This is a genomic window from Agromyces sp. Marseille-Q5079 (assembly GCF_051016555.1).
Lineage (GTDB): Bacteria > Actinomycetota > Actinomycetes > Actinomycetales > Microbacteriaceae > Agromyces.
The window spans coordinates 174,566-197,997 of record NZ_JBPEJF010000001.1 but is presented as its reverse complement, the minus strand read 5'-3'; the positions used below and the strand labels follow the sequence as shown (position 1 = coordinate 197,997).

The 23,432-nt window shown below is 68.1% G+C and carries 35 protein-coding genes; 34 read left to right on the top strand and 1 reads right to left on the bottom strand.

All coding sequences use genetic code 11. The annotated features are described in order from the left end of the window. Positions 1 to 3 precede the first annotated feature (3 nt). From rplC to glmM, 34 genes are all read left to right on the top strand, one after another. The gene (gene rplC / locus ACR3IO_RS00960) at positions 4 to 660 is read left to right on the top strand and encodes a 50S ribosomal protein L3 (protein ID WP_156999946.1); all 657 of its coding nucleotides are present in this window, start codon (positions 4 to 6) and stop codon (positions 658 to 660) included. 3 nt (positions 661 to 663) lie between these two features. After that, positions 664 to 1,326: a 50S ribosomal protein L4 gene (gene rplD, locus ACR3IO_RS00955; protein WP_434069292.1), complete on the top strand. Its 663-nt coding sequence runs from the start codon at positions 664 to 666 to the stop codon at positions 1,324 to 1,326. Then, complete coding sequence (gene rplW / locus ACR3IO_RS00950) at positions 1,323 to 1,625, top strand: 50S ribosomal protein L23 (protein ID WP_022889726.1); 303 nt, start codon at positions 1,323 to 1,325, stop codon at positions 1,623 to 1,625. Before rplD ends, rplW begins: the two co-directional genes overlap by 4 nt. A gap of 16 nt (positions 1,626 to 1,641) precedes the next feature. Next, on the top strand, positions 1,642 to 2,481 hold the full coding sequence (gene rplB / locus ACR3IO_RS00945) for a 50S ribosomal protein L2 (protein WP_157428794.1): 840 nt from the start codon (positions 1,642 to 1,644) through the stop codon (positions 2,479 to 2,481). Positions 2,482 to 2,493: 12 nt separating this feature from the next. Next, complete coding sequence (rpsS, locus tag ACR3IO_RS00940; RefSeq protein WP_055860184.1) at positions 2,494 to 2,775, top strand: 30S ribosomal protein S19; 282 nt, start codon at positions 2,494 to 2,496, stop codon at positions 2,773 to 2,775. Positions 2,776 to 2,801: 26 nt separating this feature from the next. Further along, on the top strand, positions 2,802 to 3,167 hold the full coding sequence (rplV, locus tag ACR3IO_RS00935; protein ID WP_055860181.1) for a 50S ribosomal protein L22: 366 nt from the start codon (positions 2,802 to 2,804) through the stop codon (positions 3,165 to 3,167). Beyond that, the gene (gene rpsC, locus ACR3IO_RS00930) at positions 3,167 to 3,919 is read left to right on the top strand and encodes a 30S ribosomal protein S3 (protein ID WP_434069291.1); all 753 of its coding nucleotides are present in this window, start codon (positions 3,167 to 3,169) and stop codon (positions 3,917 to 3,919) included. Before rplV ends, rpsC begins: the two co-directional genes overlap by 1 nt. A gap of 2 nt (positions 3,920 to 3,921) precedes the next feature. Beyond that, on the top strand, positions 3,922 to 4,341 hold the full coding sequence (rplP, locus tag ACR3IO_RS00925; protein WP_022889731.1) for a 50S ribosomal protein L16: 420 nt from the start codon (positions 3,922 to 3,924) through the stop codon (positions 4,339 to 4,341). Continuing rightward, a complete protein-coding gene (gene rpmC, locus ACR3IO_RS00920) occupies positions 4,341 to 4,664 on the top strand; it encodes a 50S ribosomal protein L29 (protein ID WP_434069290.1) in 324 nt (107 codons plus the stop codon). The genes rplP and rpmC overlap by 1 nt, the downstream gene beginning before the upstream one ends. Before the next feature lie 2 nt (positions 4,665 to 4,666). Beyond that, positions 4,667 to 4,972, top strand: coding sequence for a 30S ribosomal protein S17 (gene rpsQ, locus ACR3IO_RS00915; protein WP_156999951.1), 306 nt, complete (start codon positions 4,667 to 4,669; stop codon positions 4,970 to 4,972). A gap of 32 nt (positions 4,973 to 5,004) precedes the next feature. Then, the gene (rplN, locus tag ACR3IO_RS00910; protein WP_156999952.1) at positions 5,005 to 5,373 is read left to right on the top strand and encodes a 50S ribosomal protein L14; all 369 of its coding nucleotides are present in this window, start codon (positions 5,005 to 5,007) and stop codon (positions 5,371 to 5,373) included. A gap of 2 nt (positions 5,374 to 5,375) precedes the next feature. Further along, positions 5,376 to 5,735 (top strand): 50S ribosomal protein L24, encoded by a 360-nt coding sequence (gene rplX, locus ACR3IO_RS00905; protein ID WP_434069289.1) that lies wholly within the window; start codon positions 5,376 to 5,378, stop codon positions 5,733 to 5,735. Then, the gene (rplE, locus tag ACR3IO_RS00900) at positions 5,735 to 6,319 is read left to right on the top strand and encodes a 50S ribosomal protein L5 (RefSeq protein WP_434069288.1); all 585 of its coding nucleotides are present in this window, start codon (positions 5,735 to 5,737) and stop codon (positions 6,317 to 6,319) included. Before rplX ends, rplE begins: the two co-directional genes overlap by 1 nt. A gap of 127 nt (positions 6,320 to 6,446) precedes the next feature. Continuing rightward, a complete protein-coding gene (gene rpsH, locus ACR3IO_RS00895; protein ID WP_434069287.1) occupies positions 6,447 to 6,845 on the top strand; it encodes a 30S ribosomal protein S8 in 399 nt (132 codons plus the stop codon). Positions 6,846 to 6,849: 4 nt separating this feature from the next. After that, complete coding sequence (rplF, locus tag ACR3IO_RS00890) at positions 6,850 to 7,386, top strand: 50S ribosomal protein L6 (protein WP_434069286.1); 537 nt, start codon at positions 6,850 to 6,852, stop codon at positions 7,384 to 7,386. 2 nt (positions 7,387 to 7,388) lie between these two features. Then, positions 7,389 to 7,748: a 50S ribosomal protein L18 gene (gene rplR, locus ACR3IO_RS00885; protein WP_156999956.1), complete on the top strand. Its 360-nt coding sequence runs from the start codon at positions 7,389 to 7,391 to the stop codon at positions 7,746 to 7,748. A 26-nt stretch (positions 7,749 to 7,774) separates the two neighbouring features. After that, a complete protein-coding gene (gene rpsE, locus ACR3IO_RS00880) occupies positions 7,775 to 8,446 on the top strand; it encodes a 30S ribosomal protein S5 (protein ID WP_372493386.1) in 672 nt (223 codons plus the stop codon). Continuing rightward, positions 8,446 to 8,631, top strand: coding sequence for a 50S ribosomal protein L30 (gene rpmD, locus ACR3IO_RS00875; RefSeq protein ID WP_055860148.1), 186 nt, complete (start codon positions 8,446 to 8,448; stop codon positions 8,629 to 8,631). Before rpsE ends, rpmD begins: the two co-directional genes overlap by 1 nt. Next, complete coding sequence (gene rplO / locus ACR3IO_RS00870) at positions 8,631 to 9,299, top strand: 50S ribosomal protein L15 (protein WP_434069285.1); 669 nt, start codon at positions 8,631 to 8,633, stop codon at positions 9,297 to 9,299. The genes rpmD and rplO overlap by 1 nt, the downstream gene beginning before the upstream one ends. A gap of 115 nt (positions 9,300 to 9,414) precedes the next feature. Further along, on the top strand, positions 9,415 to 10,734 hold the full coding sequence (gene secY, locus ACR3IO_RS00865; protein WP_434069284.1) for a preprotein translocase subunit SecY: 1,320 nt from the start codon (positions 9,415 to 9,417) through the stop codon (positions 10,732 to 10,734). Continuing rightward, positions 10,731 to 11,363, top strand: coding sequence for an adenylate kinase (locus ACR3IO_RS00860; RefSeq protein ID WP_434069283.1), 633 nt, complete (start codon positions 10,731 to 10,733; stop codon positions 11,361 to 11,363). The genes secY and ACR3IO_RS00860 overlap by 4 nt, the downstream gene beginning before the upstream one ends. A gap of 5 nt (positions 11,364 to 11,368) precedes the next feature. Further along, a complete protein-coding gene (gene map, locus ACR3IO_RS00855) occupies positions 11,369 to 12,196 on the top strand; it encodes a type I methionyl aminopeptidase (RefSeq protein ID WP_434069282.1) in 828 nt (275 codons plus the stop codon). A 150-nt stretch (positions 12,197 to 12,346) separates the two neighbouring features. Next, a complete protein-coding gene (gene ptsP / locus ACR3IO_RS00850; protein WP_434069281.1) occupies positions 12,347 to 14,014 on the top strand; it encodes a phosphoenolpyruvate--protein phosphotransferase in 1,668 nt (555 codons plus the stop codon). Between the two features lie 234 nt (positions 14,015 to 14,248). Beyond that, positions 14,249 to 14,470: a translation initiation factor IF-1 gene (infA, locus tag ACR3IO_RS00845; protein WP_021759551.1), complete on the top strand. Its 222-nt coding sequence runs from the start codon at positions 14,249 to 14,251 to the stop codon at positions 14,468 to 14,470. A 68-nt stretch (positions 14,471 to 14,538) separates the two neighbouring features. Then, positions 14,539 to 14,652 carry a 50S ribosomal protein L36 gene (gene rpmJ / locus ACR3IO_RS00840; protein WP_047561540.1) on the top strand — a complete coding sequence of 38 codons (114 nt, stop codon included), beginning with the start codon at positions 14,539 to 14,541 and terminating at the stop codon, positions 14,650 to 14,652. 173 nt (positions 14,653 to 14,825) lie between these two features. Beyond that, positions 14,826 to 15,206, top strand: coding sequence for a 30S ribosomal protein S13 (gene rpsM / locus ACR3IO_RS00835; protein WP_156999964.1), 381 nt, complete (start codon positions 14,826 to 14,828; stop codon positions 15,204 to 15,206). 32 nt (positions 15,207 to 15,238) lie between these two features. Further along, entirely contained in the window at positions 15,239 to 15,637 is a 399-nt protein-coding gene (gene rpsK, locus ACR3IO_RS00830) for a 30S ribosomal protein S11 (RefSeq protein ID WP_156999966.1), read from the top strand. 177 nt (positions 15,638 to 15,814) lie between these two features. Next, positions 15,815 to 16,801, top strand: a complete 987-nt coding sequence (locus tag ACR3IO_RS00825) for a DNA-directed RNA polymerase subunit alpha (protein WP_055860115.1) — start codon at positions 15,815 to 15,817, stop codon at positions 16,799 to 16,801. Positions 16,802 to 16,849: 48 nt separating this feature from the next. Then, positions 16,850 to 17,368 (top strand): 50S ribosomal protein L17, encoded by a 519-nt coding sequence (gene rplQ / locus ACR3IO_RS00820; RefSeq protein ID WP_434069280.1) that lies wholly within the window; start codon positions 16,850 to 16,852, stop codon positions 17,366 to 17,368. 202 nt (positions 17,369 to 17,570) lie between these two features. Then, the gene (locus tag ACR3IO_RS00815) at positions 17,571 to 18,863 is read left to right on the top strand and encodes an acyltransferase family protein (RefSeq protein WP_434069279.1); all 1,293 of its coding nucleotides are present in this window, start codon (positions 17,571 to 17,573) and stop codon (positions 18,861 to 18,863) included. An 84-nt stretch (positions 18,864 to 18,947) separates the two neighbouring features. After that, positions 18,948 to 19,886 (top strand): tRNA pseudouridine synthase A, encoded by a 939-nt coding sequence (locus tag ACR3IO_RS00810; RefSeq protein ID WP_434069278.1) that lies wholly within the window; start codon positions 18,948 to 18,950, stop codon positions 19,884 to 19,886. A gap of 136 nt (positions 19,887 to 20,022) precedes the next feature. Beyond that, positions 20,023 to 20,469: a 50S ribosomal protein L13 gene (gene rplM, locus ACR3IO_RS00805; protein ID WP_156999971.1), complete on the top strand. Its 447-nt coding sequence runs from the start codon at positions 20,023 to 20,025 to the stop codon at positions 20,467 to 20,469. Between the two features lie 41 nt (positions 20,470 to 20,510). Beyond that, positions 20,511 to 20,996 carry a 30S ribosomal protein S9 gene (gene rpsI, locus ACR3IO_RS00800; RefSeq protein ID WP_434069277.1) on the top strand — a complete coding sequence of 162 codons (486 nt, stop codon included), beginning with the start codon at positions 20,511 to 20,513 and terminating at the stop codon, positions 20,994 to 20,996. Between the two features lie 21 nt (positions 20,997 to 21,017). Further along, complete coding sequence (gene glmM, locus ACR3IO_RS00795; RefSeq protein ID WP_434069276.1) at positions 21,018 to 22,385, top strand: phosphoglucosamine mutase; 1,368 nt, start codon at positions 21,018 to 21,020, stop codon at positions 22,383 to 22,385. An 82-nt stretch (positions 22,386 to 22,467) separates the two neighbouring features. Here the strand turns inward: glmM and coaA are convergent, their stop codons facing one another. Next, positions 22,468 to 23,424 carry a type I pantothenate kinase gene (gene coaA, locus ACR3IO_RS00790; protein WP_434069275.1) on the bottom strand — a complete coding sequence of 319 codons (957 nt, stop codon included), beginning with the start codon at positions 23,422 to 23,424 and terminating at the stop codon, positions 22,468 to 22,470. Between the last annotated feature and the right edge of the window lie 8 nt (positions 23,425 to 23,432).

Sequence of the window (23,432 nt, the reverse complement as noted above, 5' to 3'; positions counted from 1 at the left end):
CAGATGTCTTCCGCTACCAAGAACGTGAAGGGTCTGCTCGGCACCAAGCTCGGCATGACCCAGGTGTGGGACGAGAACAACAAGCTCGTTCCCGTGACCGTCATCGAGATCGCCCCCAACGTGGTCACCCAGCTCCGCACCGTCGAGCGTGACGGCTACGAGGCTGTGCAGATCGCCGCCGGCGCCATCGACCCGCGCAAGGTCAACCAGCCCGCGACCGGCCACTTCGCCGCCGCAGGCGTGACCCCCCGCCGCCACCTGACCGAGGTCCGCACCGCGGATGCCGCGTCGTACTCCCTCGGCCAGGAGCTCCCCGTCGAGGGTGCCTTCGAAGCCGGCCAGCTCGTCGACGTCGTCGGCACGAGCAAGGGCAAGGGCTTCGCCGGTGTCATGAAGCGCCACAACTTCAAGGGCGTCTCCGCCTCGCACGGTTCGCACCGCAACCACCGCAAGCCCGGTTCCATCGGTGCCTCGTCGACGCCCAGCCGCGTCTTCAAGGGCATGCGCATGGCCGGCCGCATGGGTGGCGAGCGCGTGACCGTGCTCAACCTCCGCGTGCACGCCGTCGACGCCGAGAAGGGCCTGCTGCTCGTCAAGGGCGCCGTCCCCGGTGCGCGTGGCCGCCTCGTTTTCGTCCGCAACGCAGTGAAGGGGGCGTAGTCCATGGCTACCGCGACCAACACCATCGACACCCTCGACGTCACCGGCAAGAAGTCCGGCACCGTTGAGCTCCCCGCCGAGCTCTTCGACGTGCAGACCAACGTGCCGCTGATCCACCAGGTCGTCGTCGCCCAGCTCGCCGCCGCGCGTCAGGGCACCCACAAGACCAAGACCCGTGGTGAGGTCTCCGGCGCCGGCCGCAAGCCGTTCAAGCAGAAGGGCACCGGCCGCGCTCGTCAGGGCTCGATCCGCGCTCCTCAGATGACCGGTGGTGGCATCGTCCACGGCCCGCAGCCGCGTGACTACGCGCAGCGCACCCCCAAGAAGATGATCGCCGCCGCCCTGCTCGGCGCCCTCTCCGACCGCGCACGCGGCGGCCGCATCCACGCGGTCGAGGGCTTCGTCGCCGGCGAGGTCGCCAAGACGAAGGACGCGCTCGCGCTGCTCACGGCAATCGCCCCGGCGAAGCGCCACCTCGTGGTGCTCACGCGCGACGAGGAGCTCTCGGAGCGCGCCGTCCGCAACATCCCGACCGTGCACGTGCTGCGGGTCGACCAGCTGAACGCCTACGACGTGCTCGTCTCGGACGACATCGTCTTCAGCACCGCTGCGCTCGAGGCGTTCATCGCCGCGAAGACGGCGAAGAAGGAAGAGGTCTCGGCATGAGCGCCGCACACAACAAGGACCCGCGCGACATCATCATCGCGCCGGTCGTCTCGGAGAAGAGCTACGGCCTGATCGACGAGGGCAAGTACACGTTCACCGTGGACCCCCGCTCGAACAAGACCGAGATCAAGCTCGCCATCGAGAAGATCTTCAACGTCCAGGTGGCGTCGATCAACACTCTGAACCGTCAGGGCAAGACCCGTCGTACGCGTTTCGGCATGGGCAAGCGCAAGGACACCAAGCGCGCGATCGTCACCCTCAAGTCCGGCTCGATCGACATCTTCACGGCTGTCGGCTAAGGAGCAGAGGAAGAACATGGCTATTCGTAAGTACAAGCCCACGACGCCCGGTCGCCGCGGTTCGTCCGTCGCCGACTTCGCGGAGATCACGCGCTCGACGCCCGAGAAGTCGCTGCTCAAGCCGCTCTCGAAGACCGGTGGTCGCAACAACCAGGGCCGCATCACGACCCGTCACATCGGTGGTGGCCACAAGCGCCAGTACCGCGTGATCGACTTCCGTCGCAACGACAAGGACGGCGTGCCGGCCAAGGTCGCTCACATCGAGTACGACCCCAACCGCACCGCCCGCATCGCGCTGCTCCACTTCGCCGACGGCACCAAGCGTTACATCCTCGCTCCGGCGAAGCTGTCGCAGGGCGACCCCATCGAGTCGGGCCCGAACGCCGACATCAAGCCGGGCAACAACCTGCCGCTGAAGAACATCCCCACCGGTACCGTGGTGCACGCGATCGAGCTCCGCCCCGGCGGCGGTGCCAAGATGGCCCGCTCGGCCGGTGCGTCGGTGCGTCTCGTCGCCAAGGACGGCCCCTACGCGCAGCTCCGTCTGCCGTCGGGCGAGATCCGCAACGTCGACGCGCGCTGCCGCGCCACGATCGGCGAGGTCGGCAACGCCGAGCAGTCGAACATCAACTGGGGCAAGGCCGGCCGCATGCGCTGGAAGGGCGTCCGCCCGACCGTGCGTGGCGTCGCCATGAACCCGGTCGACCACCCGCACGGTGGTGGCGAGGGCAAGACGTCCGGTGGACGTCACCCCGTCAGCCCCTGGGGTCAGAAGGAAGGCCGCACGCGTAAGCGCGACCTCCCCAGCGACAAGCTCATCGTCCGTCGTCGCACCGTCGGCAAGAAGCGCAAGTAGGAGTAAGAGAAGATGCCTCGCAGTCTTAAGAAGGGCCCCTTCGTCGACGAGCACCTGCTTCGCAAGGTCGTCGTCGCAAACGAAGCCGGTTCCAAGAACGTCATCAAGACGTGGTCCCGTCGCTCGATGATCATCCCGGCCATGCTCGGGCACACGATCGCCGTGCACGACGGCCGCAAGCACATCCCGGTGTTCGTCACCGAGACCATGGTGGGTCACAAGCTCGGCGAGTTCGCCCCCACCCGCACCTTCCGTGGACACGTGAAGGACGACAAGAAGGGTCGCCGCCGCTGACGCGGGGGCGAAAAAGGAGGAGAGAAATGGTGGAGTCGATCGCACGCGTGCGTCACATCCGCGTGACCCCCATGAAGGCCCGTCGCGTCGTCAACCTGATCCGCGGCAAGCAGGCACAGGAGGCACTCGCCATCCTGAAGTTCGCACCCCAGAGTGCGAGCGAGCCGGTGTACAAGCTCGTCGCCTCGGCCATCGCGAATGCTCGCGTCAAGGCCGATGCAACGAACACCTACCTGGACGAGCAGGACCTCTACATCAGCCGCGCATTCGTCGATGAGGGCACCACCCTCAAGCGTTTCCAGCCGCGTGCTCAGGGTCGTGCCTTCCGCATCAACAAGCGAACGAGCCACATCACCGTCGTGCTCGCCACTCCCGAGGAGGGTACGAAGTAATGGGTCAGAAGGTAAACCCGTACGGCTTCCGTCTCGGCATCACCACCGACCATGTGTCGCGGTGGTTCTCCGACTCGACCAAGCCCGGACAGCGCTACGCCGACTACCTCGCCGAGGATGTCAAGATCCGTCGCCTGCTCCAGACGTCGCTCGACCGCGCGGGAGTCTCGCGCATCGAGATCGAGCGCACCCGTGACCGTGTGCGTGTGGACATCCACACCGCGCGTCCCGGCATCGTGATCGGCCGCCGCGGCGCCGAGGCCGAGCGCATCCGCGCCGACCTCGAGAAGCTCAGCGGCAAGCAGATCCAGCTCAACATCCTCGAGGTCAAGAACCCCGAGGCCGACGCCCAGCTCGTCGCCCAGGGCATCGCCGAGCAGCTCACCGCACGTGTGGCGTTCCGCCGCGCGATGCGCAAGGGCCTGCAGGGCGCTCAGCGCGCCGGCGCCAAGGGCATCCGGATCCAGGTGTCGGGCCGCCTCGGCGGCGCCGAGATGAGCCGGTCGGAGTTCTACCGCGAAGGCCGTGTGCCCCTGCACACGCTTCGCGCGAACATCGACTACGGCTTCTACGAGGCGAAGACCACCTTCGGTCGCATCGGTGTCAAGGTCTGGATCTACAAGGGCGACATCACCAACAAGGAGCTCGCCCGCGAGCAGGCTTCGCAGAAGCCCTCCCGCGGCGACCGCAATGACCGTCCCCGCCGTGCGCCCAAGGCGCAGGAGCCGGTGGCAGCAGGAGTTGAGGCATAACCATGTTGATTCCCCGTCGAGTCAAGTACCGCAAGCAGCACCACCCCGGCCGCTCGGGCCAGGCCACCGGTGGCACCAAGGTGTCGTTCGGTGAGTACGGCATCCAGGCGCTGACGCCCGCTTACGTGACCAACCGTCAGATCGAGTCCGCTCGTATCGCCATGACGCGTCACATCAAGCGTGGCGGCAAGGTGTGGATCAACATCTACCCCGACCGTCCGCTCACGAAGAAGCCGGCCGAAACCCGCATGGGTTCCGGTAAGGGTTCGCCCGAGTGGTGGGTCGCGAACGTCAAGCCGGGACGGGTCCTCTTCGAGGTCTCGGGCGTCTCCGAGGAGCTCGCCCGCGAGGCCATGACCCGTGCCATCCACAAGCTGCCCCTCAAGGCACGCATCATCAAGCGCGAGGAGGGCGACGCATAATGTCCGTCGGAACGAAGGAGCTCGCCACCGTCGAGCTCGACACCTTTGAAGACGAGCGACTCGTCGACGAGCTGAAGAAGGCCAAGGAAGAGCTGTTCAACCTGCGCTTCCAGTCGGCCACCGGTCAGCTCGAGAGCCACGGCCGCCTGCGCGCGGTCAAGCGCGACATCGCCCGCATCTACACGGTCATCCGTGAGCGCGAGCTCGGCATCCGTGCCACTCCCGCACCGGTCGAGGCTCCGGCCAAGGCTGAGAAGAAGACGAAGAAGGCCAAGGCCGAGGCTGCTGCCCCGGCCGAGACCGAAGAGACGAAGGAGGCCTGATCATGGCTGAGACCAAGAAGGCTGCTGCAGCCGAGGTCGCCGAGTCGGCCGAGCTCGTTCGCGGGTACCGCAAGGTTCGTCGTGGCTACGTCGTCAGCGACAAGATGGAGAAGACCATCGTCGTCGAGGTCGAGGACCGCGTGAAGCACCCGCTCTACGGCAAGGTCATTCGCCGCACCTCGAAGATCAAGGCCCACGACGAGCAGAACTCCGCCGGCATCGGCGACCTCGTCGTGATCACCGAGACCCGTCCGCTCTCCGCCACGAAGCGCTGGCGCCTCGTCGAAATCGTCGAGAAGGCCAAGTAAGCCTCTGGCTTGCTTGTTAGAAGGAGACAACAGTGCTTCAGCAGGAATCACGAGTCAAGGTCGCCGACAACACCGGCGCCAAGGAGCTGCTCACCATTCGCGTGCTCGGCGGGTCCAAGCGTCGCTACGCCGGCCTGGGTGACGTCATCGTCGCCACGGTCAAGGACGCGATCCCCGGCGGCAACGTCAAGAAGGGCGATGTGGTCAAGGCCGTCATCGTCCGTACCGTCAAGGAGACCCGTCGTCCCGACGGCTCCTACATCAAGTTCGACGAGAACGCCGCGGTGATCCTGAAGAACGATGGTGACCCTCGCGGCACCCGTATCTTCGGACCGGTCGGTCGCGAGCTTCGCGACAAGAAGTTCATGAAGATCATCTCGCTGGCACCGGAGGTTATCTAGTCATGGCCAACATCAAGAAGGGTGACCTCGTTCAGGTCATCTCGGGCCGCAGCCAGGCTCGCGGCGGAGACCGCGGCAAGCAGGGCAAGGTCATCGAGGTGCTCGTCGCCGAGAACCGCGTCGTCGTGCAGGGTGTGAACTTCGTCACCAAGCACGTGCGCGTCGGCCAGACGCAGCGCGGTTCGAAGACCGGCGGCATCGAGACCCACGAGGCGCCGATCCACGTGTCGAACGTGGCTCTCATCGACCCCGAGACGAAGAAGCCGACCCGCGTCGGCTTCCGCGAAGAGCAGATCACGAAGGACGGCGTCACCAAGACGGTCCGCGTTCGTTACGCAAAGAAGTCAGGCAAGGACATCTGATGACCGACACGGCTACGCAGGCTGGCAAAATCCAGCCGCGACTGAAGACCAAGTACCGGGACGAGATCTCGAAGACCCTCACCGAGGCGCACGGCTACACCAACGTGCACCAGGTCCCGGGCCTCGTGAAGATCGTCGTGAACATGGGTGTCGGCGAGGCAGCACGCGATGGCAAGGTCATCGACGGCGCGATCGCCGATCTCACCAAGATCACCGGTCAGAAGCCGCAGGTCACCAAGGCACGTAAGTCCATCGCGCAGTTCAAGCTGCGCGAGGGCCAGCCCATCGGCGCGCACGTCACCCTCCGTGGCGACCGCATGTGGGAGTTCCTCGACCGTCTGCTCTCGCTCGCACTGCCCCGTATCCGCGACTTCCGCGGTCTCTCGGACAAGCAGTTCGACGGCACCGGCAACTACACCTTCGGTCTCACGGAGCAGTCCGTGTTCCACGAGATCGACCAGGACAAGATCGACCGCGTTCGCGGCATGGACATCACTGTGGTGACCACGGCCAAGAACGACGACGAGGGTCGCGCGCTGCTCAAGGCGCTCGGCTTCCCGTTCAAGGCCACCGAGTCCAAGTGAACCTCGGATGCCGCGGGCTCGCCCCGCGGCATCCGACCCGGTTCCGGCATCCGTCGGAACCAACCACCACAGGTCAGCACTCGTGTAACGGATGCTGAAACCTGGTGAACGTTAGGAAACATCTGTCATGACGATGACCGACCCGGTCGCTGACATGCTGACCCGCCTTCGCAATGCGAACTCGGCGCACCACGATTCCGTGAAGATGCCGAACTCCAAGCTCAAGTCGCACATCGCCGAGATCCTCACCAAGGAGGGTTACATCGCCGGCTTCGAGATCTCCGACGCCCGCGTCGGCACGGAGCTCACGCTGACCCTCAAGTTCGGCCCGAACCGCGAGCGCTCGATCGCTGGCATCAAGCGCGTCTCGAAGCCCGGCCTCCGCGTCTACGCGAAGTCGACCGAGATCCCCAAGGTGCTCGGCGGCCTCGGCGTCGCGATCCTGTCCACCTCCAGCGGTCTGCTGACCGACCGCCAGGCCGAGAAGAAGGGCGTGGGTGGGGAAGTCCTCGCCTACGTGTGGTAGTTCCATGTCACGAATCGGACGACTCCCCATCGACATCCCCGCCGGTGTCGAGGTCAAGATCGACGGCTCCGCCGTCGCCGTCAAGGGCCCCAAGGGCGAGCTCGCGCTCACCATCGCGTCGCCCATCGAGGCCAAGGTCGAGGAGAACCAGGTTCTCGTCACCCGCCCCGATGACGAGCGCGCGTCGCGCTCGCTGCACGGTCTCACCCGCACGCTGATCGCGAACCAGATCATCGGCGTCACTCAGGGCTACTCCAAGGGCCTCGAGATCGTCGGTACCGGTTACCGCGTCGCGCAGAAGGGTTCCGCGGTCGAGTTCGCACTCGGCTTCTCGCACCCCGTCACGGTCGAGGCCCCTGCGGGCATCACGCTGACCGTCGAGGGCAACAACAAGATCACGGTCGCCGGCATCGACAAGCAGGCCGTCGGCGAGACCGCTGCGAACATCCGCAAGATCAAGAAGCCCGAGCCCTACAAGGGCAAGGGCATCCGCTACGCCGGCGAGGTCGTGCGTCGCAAGGCCGGAAAGTCAGGTAAGTAATCATGGCTGTGAAGACCAAGACGGCTGCGCGTTCGCGCCGCCACACCCGCCTTCGCAAGAAGGTCGTCGGCACCGAGCTGCGCCCGCGCCTCGTCGTCACGCGTTCGGCCCGTCACGTGTTCGTGCAGGTCGTCGACGACAGCAAGGGCCTGACCGTCGCCAGCGCCTCGACCATGGAGGCAGACCTCCGTGCGTTCGACGGCGACAAGACCGCCAAGGCCAAGAAGGTCGGCGAGCTCGTCGCTGAGCGTGCGAAGCAGGCCGGCATCGAGTCGGTCGTCTTCGACCGCGGCGGCAACAAGTACGCCGGTCGTGTCGCAGCGATCGCCGATGGAGCGCGAGAGGCAGGGCTCAACCTGTGAGTGAGAACACTGTTAAGGAGACCGAGGTGACTGCAGAGGCACCCGTCGAGACGGCCGCAGCCTCTGAGCCGGCTCGCAACGAGCGCGACAACCGCCGTGGCGGCGGTCGCGACCGCAACCAGGGTGGCCGCGACCGCGGTGGCCGCGACGCCGAGAAGAGCCAGTTCCTCGAGCGCGTCGTGACCATCAACCGCGTGTCGAAGGTCGTCAAGGGCGGCCGTCGCTTCAGCTTCACGGCGCTCGTCGTCGTGGGTGACGGCAACGGACTCGTCGGCGTCGGCTACGGCAAGGCGCGCGAGGTCCCGACCGCGATCTCGAAGGGCGTCGAGGAGGCGAAGAAGAACTTCTTCCGCGTGCCTCGCGTCGGTTCGACGATCCCGCACCCCGTGCAGGGTGAGGCGGCCGCCGGTGTCGTCCTCCTGCGTCCGGCTTCGCCCGGTACCGGTGTCATCGCCGGTGGTCCGGTGCGCGCCGTCCTCGAGTGCGCGGGCATCCACGACGTGCTGTCGAAGTCGCTCGGCTCGTCGAACACGATCAACATCGTGCACGCAACCGTCGAGTCGCTGAAGCAGCTCGAGGAGCCGCGCGCCGTGGCCGCCCGTCGTGGTCTCGACTACGACCAGGTCGCACCGGCCCGTCTGCTGCGTGCCGAGGCTCAGGCGGCCGAGGCCGCCGCAGCAGCGAAGGCAGGTGCCTGATGGCCAAGCAGCTCAAGGTGACCCAGATCAAGTCCAAGGTGAGCGAGAAGCAGTACCAGCGTGACACGCTGCGCAGCCTCGGGCTCAAGCGAATCGGCCAGTCGGTCGTGCGTGAGGACAACCCGCAGAACCGCGGGTACGTCAACACCGTCGCTCACCTCGTGAAGGTTGAGGAGATTGACTAATGGCTGACGAGAAGATCGACGCCGCCGCAGAAGCCCCCAAGAAGGCTCCCGCGAAGAAGGCGGCTGCAAAGCCCGCCACTGAGAAGGCCGCCCCCAAGGCGACCGCTGCCAAGAAGGCGCCGGCCAAGGCCGCCGCCGCGAAGGCCGACGACGCAGCTGCCGAGAAGGCTCCTGCGAAGAAGGCGCCCGCGAAGAAGGCCGCCCCCAAGGCGGACGTCGCCGAGAAGCGCGAGCCCGTGCTCAAGGTGCACCACCTTCGTCCGGCCCCCGGTGCCAAGAAGGACAAGACCCGCGTCGGACGCGGTGAGGGTTCCAAGGGCAAGACGGCCGGTCGCGGCACCAAGGGTTCGAAGGCCCGCAACAACATCCGCCCCGGCTTCGAGGGTGGCCAGCTTCCGCACCACATGCGTGCGCCGAAGCTGCGTGGCTTCAAGAACCCGTTCCGCGTCGAGTACCAGGTCGTGAACCTGGACAAGCTCGCAGAGCTGTACCCGAAGGGCGGCGACGTCACCATCGCCGACCTGGTCGACAAGGGTGCCGTCCGCAAGAACGAGCGCGTCAAGGTGCTCGGCAACGGCGACCTCCAGGTCAAGCTCAACGTCGCGGTCGACAAGGTCTCCGGCTCCGCTGAGCAGAAGATCGTCGCCGCCGGCGGTTCGGTCAAGTAGACCAAAGCACCACAACCGGTTCGAGCCTGTCGGGACCTCGCGTATGATTCACGGGGGTCTCGACAGGCTCGAGCCATATTTGGACTGACTCCACGACGGAGCAACAGGAGGACGAGTGTTCAACGCCATCGGGCGGATCTTCCGCACGCCGGATCTACGCCGCAAGCTCGGGTTCACGCTGGGCATCGTCGCCCTGTTCCGACTCGGCTCGTTCATTCCGGCGCCGTTCGTGGACTTCAGCAACGTGCAGGCCTGTCTTGCCGCCAGCCAGACCACGACGGGCCTCTACGAGCTCGTGAACCTCTTCTCCGGCGGAGCGCTGCTCCAGCTGTCGATCTTCGCGCTGGGCATCATGCCCTACATCACGGCGTCGATCATCGTGCAGCTGCTCCGCGTGGTGATCCCCCACTTCGAGACCCTCTACAAGGAGGGCCAGTCGGGCCAGGGCCGCCTCACGCAGTACACGCGTTACCTGACCATCGCCCTCGCGGTCCTGCAGTCGACGACGCTCATCACGGTCGCACGCTCCGGCGCGCTCTTCCCGTCGAGCGACCCGTCCTGCTCGCAGCTGATCACGAACGACGCCTGGTACGCGATCCTCCTCATGGTCATCACCATGACCGCCGGTACCGGCCTCATCATGTGGATGGGCGAGCTCATCACCGAGCGCGGCATCGGCAACGGCATGTCGCTCCTGATCTTCACGTCGATCGCCTCGAGCTTCCCCGGCTCGCTCTGGTCGATCGCGCAGGCCCGCGGCCTCGACACGTTCTTCGTGGTGCTCGCCGTCGGAATCCTGGTGGTCATCGCGGTCGTCTTCGTCGAGCAGTCGCAGCGTCGCGTGCCGGTGCAGTACGCCAAGCGCATGGTCGGTCGGCGCACGTACGGCGGCAACAACACGTACATCCCGATCAAGGTCAACATGGCCGGCGTCGTGCCCGTCATCTTCGCCTCGTCGCTGCTGTACCTGCCCGCGCTCATCGCGCAGTTCAACCAGCCGGCGGCGGGCGAAGAGCCCCAGGCGTGGGTCGTGTGGATCACGAACTACCTCACCAAGGGCGATCACCCGCTCTACATGCTCCTGTACTTCCTGCTCATCGTCGGATTCACGTACTTCTACGTCGCGATCACGTTCAACCCCGACGAGGTCTCCGAGAACATGAAGAAGTACGGCGGCTTCATCCCCGGCATCCGTGCCGGCCGCCCGACCGCCGAGTACCTCGACTACGTGCTCACCCGCATCACCCTGCCGGGCTCGTTCTACCTCGGCGCGATCGCCCTGCTCCCGCTCATCGCGTTCAGCCTCGTCGGCGCCAACCAGAACTTCCCGTTCGGCGGCGCCTCGATCCTGATCATCGTCGGCGTCGGTCTCGAGACCGTGAAGCAGATCGATGCGCAGCTCCAGCAGCGCCACTACGAAGGGCTCCTCCGATGACGGCGTCCGCCACCGACTCTGCCAGGTTCCTCATCGTGGGACCTCAGGGCTCCGGCAAGGGCACGCAGGGCGTGCTCGTCGCGGAGGCGTTCGGCGTGCCCCAGGTGGCCACGGGCGACATCTTCCGTGCGAACGTCGCGGGCGGCACCGAGCTCGGTGTCCGCGTGCAGGCGATCATCGAGGCCGGTGACCTCGTCCCCGACGAGCTCACCAGCGAACTCGTTCGCGACCGCCTCGAGCAACCGGATGCCGCGCGCGGTTTCCTGCTCGACGGGTATCCCCGCAACCGCGGGCAGGTCGACGACCTCGCGGCGTTCCTCGGTGGTCGCGGCGAGTCGCTCGACGCCGTCATCGAACTCGACGTCCCCCGTCAGGAGAGCATCTCGCGACTGCGCGATCGTGCCGTTCAGCAGGGGCGCACCGACGACACCGAAGAGGTCATCGCCAACCGTCTCGCGATCTACGAGCGCGAGACCGCTCCGATCCTCGACGTGTACCGCGAGCAGGGCGTCGTGGTGAAGGTCGACGGCGTCGGCACGCTCGACGAGGTCACGCAGCGCATCTTCGACGGACTCGCGGGCCGCGGCCTGGTCGTGAGCGGTTCCGGCGGCAACGGCGCCGCAGCCTGACCCGCGTGTTCCGCCGGTCGATCTACAAGTCGCCGCAGGAGCTGCGCGACATGCGCGCCGCCGGTGCGGCGACCGCCGCCGCGCTGGCTGAGGCACGTCGGCTCATCCTGCCGGGAGCGACCGGCCTCGACCTCGACGCGGCCGCGGAGCGGGCGATCCTCGATCGAGGCGGACGCTCGAACTTCAAGCTCGAACCCGGCTACCGCCACACGCTCTGCGTGTCGGTCGACGACGACGTGGTGCACGGCATCCCGGGAGACCGTCCGTTCCGGCCGGGCGACATCGTCTCGGTCGACGGCGGCGCCGAGGTCGGCGGATGGAACGGCGACGCGGCGTTCACGACGGTGATCCCCGACCCCGATCGGCCCGACGTCGTCGCGGCGCGAACGCGACTCAGCGAGGTCACCGAGGCCGCGCTGTGGCACGGCATCGCGGCGCTCGCGAGCGTTCGGCGCCTCAACGAGGTCGGATTCGCCATCGAGGAGTTCGTCGAAGGCGAAGGCGAGTTCGGCATCCTCACCGACTACGTCGGCCACGGCATCGGCCGGTCGATGCACGAGGAGCCGCCCGTGTTCAACTACCGCGTCGACCGGCGCGGTCCGGTCGTGAAGCCCGGACTCGTCGTGGCGATCGAGCCCATGATCGTGGCGGGTTCGATCGAGACCTTCATCCGCGACGACGGCTGGACCGTGACGACGTCCGATGGCGCCGATGCGGCGCACTGGGAGCACTCGGTCGCCGTGCACGCCGACGGCATCTGGGTCCTCACCGCCGAGGACGGCGGTGCCGCGGCGCTCGCGGCGTTCGGCATCACGCCCGTTCCGATCGGCTGAACGGCCTGGTTGGGCCCTCGCGGCGACGACGATCGGGCTGCGGCATCCGCCCCGAAGCGCGAGTTCCGTGCGAGGACTAGGGTGAAACGCGGGGGAGTCGACGCGGAGCACTCGAGACCGCTCCGAGCGGCACGACGGGGAGGACGACGGATGCTGATCAGGGGTACGGGCATCGGCGGGGGAGTCGCGGTCGGCACGGTGGCCCGAATGGCGGACCCGCTTCCGGAGCCCGAGGACCGGCGGAGCACCCTCGGCGTCGATGCCGAGATCGACCGGGCGAACCAGGCGCTCGCCCGTGTCGCGGCGGACCTCGAGGAACGCGGCGACGCCGCGGGCGGCCCCGCGAAGCAGATCCTCGAGGCGCAGGCGCTCATGGCGAAGGATCCGACGCTCGTCGGTCAGGTCGTCGAGCGCATCGGCGAGGGCGCCACGGCCGAGCGCGCCGTGTTCGAGGGCCTCGCCGGCTATCGCGAACTCCTGGTCGGCCTCGGCGGCTATCTCGCCGAACGTGCGGCCGACGTCGACGACGTCTCCCAGCGGGTCAGGGCGAGCCTCGCCGGCGTGCCGACGCCCGGCGTGCCCGATCCGGGGCATCCGTTCGTGCTGGTCGCCCGCGACCTCTCGCCGGCGGATGCGGCGACGCTCGATCCCGAGCAGGTGCTCGCGCTCGTGGCCGGTGAGGGCGGCCCCACCTCGCACACGGCGATCATCGCCCGTGAGAAGGGGCTCGTCGCGGTCGTCGGCGCCCCCGAGGCGCTCACGCTCCAAGACGGTGCGGATGTCATCGTCGACGCGGCGCACGGGACGGTCACGCTCGAGCCGACGGCCGACGAACTCGCCGCCGCGACGGCGCGCATCGCGGAACGGGCGGCCCTGGCCGAGGCGCCGGTGCAGCCGGGCGCCCTCGCCGACGGGACGCCGGTGCCGCTGCTCGCGAACCTCGGCTCGACCGACGGGCTCGACGACGCCCTGCGGCGTGGCGCCGAGGGGGTCGGCCTCTTCCGGACCGAGTTCCTCTTCCTCGAGGCCGACGAGGCGCCGTCCGTCCAGGCCCAGCAGGAGCAGTACACGCGCCTGCTCGCGGCGTTCCCGGGGCGCAATGTGGTCGTCCGCGTGCTGGACGCCGGCGCCGACAAGCCGTTGGCGTTCCTGGACACGCAGGACGAGCCGAACCCCGCCCTCGGACTCCGCGGCATCCGGTCGCTGCGCGCATCGGAGCAGGTCCTGCGCGACCAGCTCACGGCACTGGCGAGGGCGGATGCCGCGACCGACGCCGTTCTCGAGGTCATGGCGCCCATGGTGGCCACGGTCGACGAGACGCGGTACTTCACCGCGCTGGCGCGGGAGCTCGGCATCCGGACCGCCGGAGTCATGGTCGAGACGCCCGCCGCCGCGCTGACCGCGGACCGCATCCTCTCGGTGGCCGACTTCGCGTCGATCGGCACGAACGACCTGGCACAGTACACGATGGCCGCCGACCGGCTGCTCGGCTCGGTCGCGCACCTGCAGGACCCGTGGCATCCGGCCGTGCTGCGACTGGTCGGAGAGGTCGGCGCCGCTGGAGCCGCGCTCGGCAAGCCCGTCGGCATCTGCGGCGAGGCCGCCGCCGACCCGCTGCTCGCGGTGGTGCTCGTGGGGCTCGGCGCCACGAGCCTCTCGATGTCGCCGTCCGCTCTCGCCGACGTTCGCGCCTCGCTCGCGGAGTTCGGCCGTGCCGATGCCGAACGACTGGCCCGCGTCGCCCTCGCGGCCGAGGGCGCCGACGAGGCCCGCGCCGCCGCCGAGGCCGAAGCCGCGGCGATCCACACGGCGGAATGACGCCGCCGGTGAGCGCAGCCGACCGCGCCCGGTGCCTTCGCGTTCCGGCGTGAGCGTCGCACGCGGAGGGGCGACCGTGCTCGACTGGCTTAATCGCCCGGAATGACCTAGAGTTGACCCTTGGTGCTCTGCACGTGTGCCTTGGCATGCCCGACGACTCGTCTGGCGGCCCGGCATTCGCTTCGAAGCATCATCGCACGACCAGCATCCCAAACTCCAAGCGATAGTGAGGCTATGGCCAAGAAAGACGGCGTCATCGAGATCGAAGGCTCGGTCGTCGAGGCTCTCCCGAACGCAATGTTCCGGGTCGAGCTGACGAACGGACACAAGGTACTCGCACACATCTCAGGGAAGATGCGCCAGCACTACATCCGAATCCTCCCCGAGGACCGCGTGATCGTGGAGCTGAGCCCCTACGACCTGACGCGCGGACGCATCGTCTACCGCTACAAGTAAGCGCTGCTGGAAAGTAACGGCCCGAGGCACCCCGCGGGCACGAAGACAGCGAAATCAAGGAAACACTCATGAAGGTCAACCCCTCCGTCAAGCCCATCTGCGACAAGTGCAAGGTCATCCGCCGCCACGGCAACGTCATGGTGATCTGCGAGAACCCGCGCCACAAGCAGCGCCAGGGCTAGTCAGAAGACTTCGGGCCGCCCCTCGGGTGCGACTCGTCCCCCATAACTGAACATCGCATATCGGCAACACCAGAACCGCCTCATCCAGTGGATGAGGCGGGGACACCTCGGGGCGGAGGCCCGGGCACCGGTGTTGCTCCACACCTCCACTTCGAAAACAGGAGAAGCCACCCATGGCACGTCTTGCAGGAGTCGACATCCCGCGCGAAAAGCGCGTGGAGATCGCACTTACCTACATCTACGGCGTCGGCCGCACTCGCGCGCTGAAGACGCTCGCGGACACCGGCATCGACGGCAACATCCGCGTCAAGGACCTCAGCGACGACCAGCTCGTCGCGCTGCGCGACTACATCGAGGGCAACTACAAGGTCGAGGGCGATCTTCGCCGCGAGGTTGCCGCCGACATCCGCCGCAAGGTCGAGATCGGCTCGTACGAGGGCATCCGCCACCGTCGTGGCCTCCCGGTCCGCGGTCAGCGCACCAAGACCAACGCTCGTACCCGCAAGGGCCCGAAGCGCACCGTCGCCGGCAAGAAGAAGCCCGGCCGCAAGTAACCGCTCGTCGCCAGATCTAGGAGATTTCACACATGGCAGCATCCAAGGCGGCTACTCGCAAGCCGCGCAAGAAGGAAAAGAAGAACATCGCCGTGGGCCAGGCCCACATCAAGTCGACGTTCAACAACACGATCGTCTCGATCACCGACACCACCGGTGCGGTCATCAGCTGGGCTTCGTCCGGTGGCGTCGGCTTCAAGGGTTCGCGCAAGTCGACCCCGTTCGCCGCTCAGCTCGCCGCCGAGTCGGCCGCGCGTCAGGCGCAGGAGCACGGCATGAAGAAGGTCGACGTCTTCGTCAAGGGCCCCGGCTCGGGCCGTGAGACCGCGATCCGCTCGCTTCAGGCCGCTGGCCTCGAGGTCGGCAGCATCAACGACGTGACGCCCCAGGCTCACAACGGATGCCGCCCGCCGAAGCGTCGCCGCGTCTAGTCCCACTCACGCTGGTCGAGCAGGGCGCGCAGCGCTCGTATCGGGTCCCCGCGGCATCCGCGAGTCCCGATACGGCCCTGCCGGGCCTGCTCGACCGGCGGACCAGTTCTCTCACAACTCAAGATCCTCGAACTCGCAGGTGTCATATAGCGGACACCCTGCCGAAAGGAATCCACAGTGCTGATCGCACAGCGCCCGACGCTCACCGAAGAGAACATCTCGGAGTTCCGTTCGCGTTTCGTGATCGAGCCCCTCGAGCCGGGCTTCGGTTACACCCTGGGCAACTCGCTCCGGCGTACGCTCCTCTCGTCCATCCCGGGCGCGGCCGTCACGAGCATCCGCATCGACGGCGTGCTCCACGAGTTCTCGACCGTTCCCGGTGTGCGTGAAGACGTCACCGAGATCATCCTGAACATCAAGAACCTGGTCGTCTCGAGCGAGCACGACGAGCCCATCACGGCGTACCTGCGCAAGCAGGGTGCCGGCGAGGTCACCGCAGCCGACATCTCGGCTCCGGCTGGCGTCGAGGTGCACAACCCCGAGCTCGTCATCGCCACGCTCAACGAGTCGGCGAAGTTCGAGCTGGAGCTCACCATCGAGCGCGGCCGCGGCTACGTCTCGGCCAGCCAGAACCGCAACGAGTACTCCGAGGCCGGCCAGATCCCGGTCGACTCGATCTACTCGCCGGTCCTCAAGGTCACGTACCGCGTCGAGGCCACCCGTGCCGGTGAGCGCACCGACTTCGACCGCCTCGTGGTCGACGTCGAGTCCAAGCCGGCCATCAGCCCGCGCGACGCGATCGCGTCGGCTGGTCGCACGCTCACCGAGCTGTTCGGCCTCGCCCGCGAGCTCAACGTCGCCGCAGAGGGCATCGAGATCGGCCCCGCGCCGGTCGACGCCGTGCTCTCGAGCGAGCTCTCGATCCCGATCGAAGACCTCGACCTCTCGGTGCGCAGCTACAACTGCCTCAAGCGCGAGGGCATCAACACGGTGTCCGAGCTCGTCGCCCTCTCGGAGTCGCAGCTCATGAACATCCGCAACTTCGGCCAGAAGTCGGTGGATGAGGTCAAGGACAAGCTCACCGAGATGGGTCTTTCGCTGAAGGACTCGGTTCCCGGTTTCGACGGCGCCCACTTCTACACGGGCTTCGAAGAAGAGAACTAGTCGACCGCGCCCGTCGCACTCACCCCCGAATACTGGAGATAACGAACCATGCCGAAGCCCACCAAGGGCCCCCGCCTCGGCGGCGGACCTTCGCACGAGCGGCTCATGCTCGCAAACCTCGCGGCTGCGCTGTACACGCACAAGTCGATCACCACGACCGAGACCAAGGCGAAGCGCCTTCGTCCGCTCGCCGAGCGTCTCATCACGTTCGCCAAGCGCGGCGACCTGCACGCCCGTCGTCGCGTCCTCGCCGTGATCGGCGACAAGGCCGTCGTCCACGAGCTCTTCACCGTGATCGCTCCCCAGGTCGCCGACCGTGAGGGTGGCTACACCCGCATCACGAAGATCGGCAACCGCAAGGGCGACAACGCTCCCATGGCCGTCATCGAGCTCGTCCTCGAGCCCGTGACGCCGAAGGTGCGCGCCGCCAAGCCGGCTGCCGCGCCGGTCGCCGACGAGGCTCCCGCCGAGGAGCCCGTGGTCGAGGCCGAGGAGACCACCGAGGCCGCCGACGAGACCGTCGAGACCGAGGCTGCTGCCGACGAGGAGTCGGCCGACGCCAAGTAGTCGACCCGCATGAGAACGGGCCCCGGTGCACTGCACCGGGGCCCGTTCTCGTCCCCGGCGCGGCAGCGGTACGGCGTCCGACCGCGCCGGACGCGGCCTTGTCCACAGCGGACGGGGTCCGTTGCGCATCTGTGCCAGAATCAGGCTCGGTTCGGGCGCATCCGCCCGTCGAGGTGAAGGGTGCGCGCAGTTGCGAACACAGGTGAGAATCCCCGAAGACCGCGATCTCTCGATCGACTTCGCGCGGGCGCTCTGCCTCCCGGTCGTGGTGCTCCTGCACGCGCTGCAGATGGGAATCGGGGGCGATCCGCTTCGCGCCTTCAACGCCCTCGCGGGGTTCGAGCCGCTGGCCTGGGCGACGTGGCCGCTCATGATCATGCCCGTCTTCTTCATCTGCGGCGGGTTCGCGTCGATCACGCAGTGGCGCCGCCTCCGCGGCCACGGTGAGACGGTCGCGCACTACCTCAGGGTGCGTGCGGTGCGACTCGCGCAGCCGGTCGTCGCCCTCACGGCGGCCGTCGGCGCGGTGCTGGCGCTGATGCTCGCGTGCGGGGTCGACGCCGGGTTCGTGCAGAGCTTCGCGTTCCGGCTCGCCGAGCCGCTCTGGTTCATTCCGGTCTACCTCATCTGCACCGCTGCGGTCCCGGCGATGTCGTGGCTCCACCGGCATGCGCCCTGGGCGACGTACCTCGGTCTCGCGGCTGCAGCGGTGCTCGTCGACATCCTGTCGCGGGGGTTCGATCTGCCGCTCGGGGCGCTCAACTGGATCTTCGTCTGGCTCTTCGCCCAGCAGCTCGGCTTCGGCCTGCGCGACGGCTGGTTCTCACGGCGATCGCCGTGGCTCCTCGTCGCCGTCGCCGCCTTCGCCTACGGGTTCATCGGGTTGCTGGTCGGCGTGTTCGGCTACTCGCACGACATGCTCGACAACCTCAATCCGCCGAGCGTGGCCATTCTCGCCCTGGCGCTCGGCCAGGCCTGCCTGTTCGCGCTGCTGCAGCCCGCGATCCGGCGCCTCGTCGAGCGGCGTGCGGTGCTCGGGGTCGTGATCGTGTTCGGCGTGTACGGCATGGTGATCTACCTCTGGCACACGTTCGCGATGGCGGTCGTCACCGGTGGCCAGCTGTTGCTCGGGCTCCCGTTCCCGCCCGTGCTGTCGCCCGAGTGGTGGGCGACCCGCCCGACGTGGATCCTCGCGATCGCGCTCGTCGTCGCCGGCTGCTGCCTCGTCGTGCCGAGGGTCGAGTCGAGGTGGCCGAAGCCCGTCGAGCGTCGTACCCCGCTCGCGGCCGTCATCCTGTGGACGACCTGCGCGGTGGTCGGCGTCGGGGTGTTCCTGACGCTCGGCTACGTTCCGTGGCAGCACGGCCTCGCGGGCTGGTCACTCGTGACCCTCGCAGTCGTCGCCCTCATCGTCGGCGGGCCCGGAGCCCGCTCGCCTGGTGCCCGCGCGGGCGAGATCGAGTCGGCGGCGGCGGCCTCCGCCCGCGCGGTGTAGCGCGGTGCTCCGGCGACGGGGCGCCGCAGCCGAGCGGATCCGCCGTGCCGAAAGCGCGGCCCGCGGCGTCCTAGGCTTGTACGCATGAGTGCGATCGATGAGTCCGAGGTGCCGGCGGCCGACGTCGGCCCCGGGGCATCCGCCGTGCGCATCAGGCTCGACGTCGCATACGACGGCACCGACTTCTCGGGCTGGAGCCGGCAGCCGCGCCTGCGCACCGTGCAGGGCGTCATCGAGGACGCGCTGGCGACGCTGTTCCGCCGGGCGGGCGAGCGGCCGCGGCTGACGGTCGCGGGCCGCACCGACGCAGGCGTTCACGCGCGGGGTCAGGTCGCGCATCTCGACGTGTCGGCCGCGGCGCTCGCATCGGTGACCTCACGGCGACGTGGCCACCGCGAGGAGGCTCGCGATCCGGCCGCCGTGCTCGTGCGCCGGCTCACCGGCATCCTCGGTGCCGACTCCGACGTGGTGATCGCGCGCGCGTCGATCGCGCCCGATGGATTCGACGCCCGCTTCTCGGCGGTCTGGCGCCGCTACGAGTACCGGGTGGCCGATGCGTCGGCCGGGCACGATCCGCTCGTTCGCCGCAACACCGTCTCGTATCCGCGGCGCCTCGACGTCGAGGCGATGGACGCCGCGGCGGGCTCGCTGCTCGGCCTGCACGACTTCGCCGCATACTGCAAGCCGCGCGAGGGCGCGACGACCATCCGCACGCTGCAGGTGTACCGCTGGCGCCGGGACGCAGACGGCGTGCTCGTCGCATCCCTGCAGGCCGACGCGTTCTGCCACTCCATGGTGCGTGCGCTCATCGGGGCCTGCGTCGCAGTGGGGGAGGGCCGGCTCGAGACATCCGACCCGGTCGTGCTCATGCGGGCGGCCGAGCGCACCAGTGCGTTCAAGGTCATGCCGGCGAAGGGGCTGGTGCTGACCGAGGTCGGATATCCGGGCGCCGATGAGCTCGAAGCCCGTGCAAGGCAGACGAGGGCGCGTCGCGAATTGCGCGTGGATGGGGTCGTCGGCTAGGCTGTCTCTTTGGTATCGCCATCTGCGTCGATACCCGAAGTTGAGCCCTCCACCGGGTCGCTCGTCCGCATCGCGGGGGAACGCCCATCGGAGTGGGATTCACGAACCCCTCACTCGATCAGAAAGCAGCACTACTGTGACGCGCACGTACACCCCCAAGGCGAATGAGATCCAGCACGACTGGGTCGTCATCGACGCCACCGACATCGTTCTCGGTCGTCTCGCGAGCCACACCGCAGCCCTGCTGCGCGGCAAGCACAAGCCGACCTTCGCGAACCACATGGACACCGGTGACTTCGTCATCATCGTCAACGCCGAGAAGGTGGCCCTCACCGGCCAGAAGCTCGAGCAGAAGAAGGCCTACCGCCACTCGGGCTACCCGGGCGGCCTGAAGGCCGTCGGCTACGCCGAGCTCCTCGAGAAGAACCCCGTCCGCGCCGTCGAGAAGGCGATCCGCGGCATGCTCCCGAAGAACTCGCTCGGGCGCGCCCAGATCAAGAAGCTGAAGGTCTACGCGGGCGCGGAGCACCCCCACGCCGCTCAGCAGCCCAAGCCGTACACCCTCACCCAGGTCGCGCAGTAGTTCCGGCGCCCTCGACGTTCTCGAAAAGGATTCACACCACCATGGCGAAGATCGCAGACCAGCTCGACGCGGCTCCTGAGAGCTACACGACTGAGAGCACCCCCGCGGCTGCTCCCACCACCCCCCGTCCCGTGCTCAACGTGTCCGGCGCAGCCGTCGGCCGTCGCAAGCAGGCCATCGCGCGCGTGCGCGTGGTTCCGGGCGCAGGCAACATCACGGTCAACGGCCGTGAGTTCGCCGCCTACTTCCCGAACAAGCTGCACCAGCAGCTGATCACCGACCCCTTCACGGTGCTCGAGCTCACGGGCTCGTACGACGTGATCGGCAAGATCACCGGCGGCGGCCCCTCGGGCCAGGCCGGCGCTCTGCGCCTCGCGATCGCGCGTGCGCTGAACGAGATCGACCGCGAGAACAACCGTCCCGCCCTGAAGAAGGCCGGCTTCCTCACCCGTGACGCCCGCGTCATCGAGCGCAAGAAGGCCGGTCTCAAGAAGGCCCGCAAGGCACCTCAGTTCTCGAAGCGCTGATCCGGGTCTCCGGTTCTCCGAATGCCTCGGCTCTTCGGAACTGACGGGGTCCGGGGCCTGGCCAACCGTGAACTCACGGCTGACCTGGCCCTGGGCCTCGCCCAGGCGGCTGCCGCCGTCCTCACGCAGGGGCGGCACGCCGATGAACTCCGCGCCGCGGGACGTCGTCCCGTCGCGGTCGTGGCGCGCGATCCGCGCGTCTCCGGTGAATTCCTCACCGCTGCCGTCTCAGCAGGCCTCGCGAGCTCCGGCGTCGACGTGCTCGATGCCGGTGTCATCCCGACGCCCGCGACGGCATTCCTGATCGATTCGATCGGGGCCGACTTCGGGGTCATGATCTCCGCGTCGCACAATCCCGCGCCCGACAACGGCATCAAGTTCTTCTCGTTCGGCGGCACGAAGCTCCCCGACGAGGTCGAGGACCGCATCGAGTCCTTCCTCGGCAAGCAGAAGCTCGCTCCCATCGGCGGCGGGGTGGGCCGCATCCGGCGCTTCGCCGATGCCGAGGACCGCTACGTCGTCCACCTGCTCGGCACGCTGCCGAACCGCCTCGACGGCATCCACGTCGTGCTCGACTGCGCCCACGGCGCGGCGGCGGGCGTCTCGCCCGAGACGTTCCGCGATGCCGGCGCGAAGGTCACCGTGATCGGTGCTGATCCCGATGGCATGAACATCAACGACGGGGTGGGCTCGACCCACCTCGACCAGCTCTCCAGGGCCGTGCTCGAGCACGGCGCCGACGTGGGCATCGCGCACGACGGCGATGCAGATCGCTGCCTCGCCGTCGACGCCGACGGCAACATCGTCGACGGCGACATGATCATGGCCATCCTCGCGGTGGCGATGCACGACCGCGGCGCCCTCACCGACGACACCCTGGTCGTCACCGTGATGTCCAACCTCGGCCTGCGCCGGGCGATGGCCGAGCGCGGCATCCGCGTCGTCGAGACGAAGGTCGGCGACCGCTACGTGCTCGAGGCGCTCGCGGCCGAGAACCTCGCACTTGGGGGCGAACAGTCGGGCCACGTCATCATGAGCGAGCACGCGACGACGGGCGACGGCGTGCTCACCGGCCTCCACCTGGTCGCCGAGATGGCGCGAACCGGCAAGTCGCTGGCCGAACTCGCGAAGGTCATGACCGTGTACCCGCAGGTACTCGTCAACGTGCGCGGCGTCGACCACCACGCCATGGCCGGCGACGAGGCGATCGCCGCCGCCGTCGCCGCGGTCGAGGCCGAGCTCGGCGACGGCGGCCGAGTGCTGCTCCGTCCGTCGGGCACCGAGCCGATGGTTCGCGTCATGGTCGAGGCGCTCAGCCAGGAGGACGCCGAACGCCACGCGGCATCCCTCGCCGAGGTCGTGAAGGCCCGACTGGCACTGCCGGCCTGATCCATCCGTCGCGTCCGCTCCGATGTCGGAGTCGGCCGGGGCGCACGTACCGGCGGATGCCGCGAGCAGTCGCGCGGCCCGATCAGAGCTTGCGGAGCAGCACGGTCGACACCGAGTGGTCGGCGCTCTTGCGCAGCACGAGCGAGGCGCGCGACCTGGTCGGGCGGATGTTCTGGAGCAGGTTCGGCTCGTTGATCGACCGCCAGATCTCGCTCGCCCGTGCGCGGGCCTCGTCTTCGGTGAGGCTGGCGTACCGGTGGAAGTAGGAGCGCGGGTTCGCGAAGGCGCCGCGCTGCAGCTTCAGGAACCGCTCCTCGTACCAGCGGGCGATGTCGCTCGTGCGCGCGTCGACGTAGATCGAGAAGTCGAAGAGGTCGCTCACGGCGAGGCGGTGGCCCGGTCCGGGTGGCTGCAGCACGTTGAGCCCCTCGACGATGAGCACGTCGGGTCGCCGCACGGTCACGGCGGCATCCGGCACGATGTCGTACGCGAGGTGGGAGTAGAACGGGGCCCGCACCTCGGGCGCGCCCGCCTTGATCTCGCTCACGAATCGGAGGAGTGCGCGACGGTTGTAGGACTCGGGGAAGCCCTTGCGCGTCATGAGCCCCCGACGTTCGAGCTCCGCGTTCGGGAAGAGGAACCCGTCGGTGGTGATGAGTTCGACCCGCGGCGTGTGCTCCCACCGGGCGAGCAGTTCGCGCAGGACTCGGGCGATGGTCGACTTGCCGACGGCGACCGAGCCCGCGACGCCGATGACGAACGGCGTGGACTCGACACGCTCGCGGAGGAACTCGCCGGTCGCGCTGCGGAGGGCCTTCGTGCCGCCCACGTAGAGGTTCAGCAGCCGGCTGAGGGGCAGGTACACCTCGGCGAGCTCGCGCATGTCGAGCGGTTCGCCGAGGCCTCGGAGCTGCACGATCTCGGTCTCGCTGAGCGGAGCGGGCACGGACGGGGCGAGCTCGGACCAGTCGGCACGGGGGAGCTCGATAAAGGGCGAGAACTGCGAGACGGGAGTCGACGAGGTCTGCGGATCCGGCACCTCGACAG